The organism is Streptomyces sp. NPDC090442, from assembly GCF_044769405.1.
GTDB lineage: Bacteria > Actinomycetota > Actinomycetes > Streptomycetales > Streptomycetaceae > Streptomyces.
Map to the genome: position 1 here is coordinate 1 of NZ_JBIVXW010000285.1, position 1132 is coordinate 1132.

The 1132-nt window shown below is 68.5% G+C and carries 1 protein-coding gene; it reads right to left on the reverse strand.

Going from position 1 to position 1132, the window contains the following annotated elements:
* Window positions 1–626: 626 nt before the first annotated feature.
* A partial coding sequence (locus tag ACIQU6_RS45065; protein ID WP_403488593.1) for a type 1 glutamine amidotransferase occupies window positions 627–1132 on the reverse strand: 506 nt, incomplete at its 5' end.

Here is a 1132-nt window from a genome sequence, read left to right on the forward strand (position 1 = left end):
CCGCGGCCGGCCCGGACGGTGCCGGCGGGCACTCGGGCCAGCAGGCCACGGGCGAGGACGAGGTCGTCGACGCGGAGATCGTGGACGACGACAAGACAGGAGAAGGGGGCGGACGATGAACCGCCCGACCGATGCGAGGCTTCCCCCAGGCCGGGTAGTTAGCGTTTCCGCGGGCCGCGCAAAGTGGTGGTCTTCGTTGGGGCAGCTGCCGCGTAGCGGCCGGTGCGCACCCTCTTGATCAGACCTCTTTCGACCCAGCGAGCGAGCTGCCGATAGATGGCAACCAGGGCGACCTCACCGAGGAGTTCGGCTCTCTCTGGCCCGTCACTGCCGCTCGGGCTCTGGCTGGAGGACCGCGAGGACACACAGGTCGTGCGCTTGCTGATCTGGCCGGGGCAAGACATAGTCAGGGACCGTGGTGGCCGGCGACGCGGGGTGAGGAGGCGGGGTTGCAGGAGCGTGATCATCATGGAGATCACGGGCAGGCTCTGGTCGGGGCGGCCGTCCATCTCCCTTTCCGCGTAGCGGGAAGTCGCCGATTTCACCTTGCGGGTACTGATACGGGGCCGGCATGGCGGGGCCAGCTCTGACAAGACCCGCTGTCCGATCACCCCGATGCCCTGCTGTCAACATGGAATCGCGGTGAGCCAGGACTCCATGAGTGTGTGTGCCTGTTGTTCGAGTGCGGGTGCTTGCTGTGCGTGGGTGGTGAGGAATGGGTTGATGCCTTGGGTGCCGAGGGCTTGTTCGGCGGCGGTGCGGTAGGAGTGGTCGTGCAGCCAGTGTCCGGCCAGGTTGGCGGTGACTTCGAGGTGGAACTGCATGCCGTATGCGTGGGGGCCGATGCGGAAGGCCTGGGGGTAGTGGTCGCTTCGGGCGAGGAGTTGCGCGTCGGGGGGCAGGGTGAAGGTGTCGCTGTGCCAGGACATGACTGTGGGCTGGTGCGTGGGGGAGGTGGTGGCGGCCCAGGGGGCGATGACGGGGTCCGTGCGGCCGGCGTCGGTGAGGGTGAGGGTTGGGTGTCCGACCTCGGGACTGTGGCCGGGGATGCAGGTGCCTCCTGTGGCTGCGGCGAGGAGCTGGGCGCCGAGGCACACGCCCCAGTACGGGATGCCGGATGCGACGGCGTCCG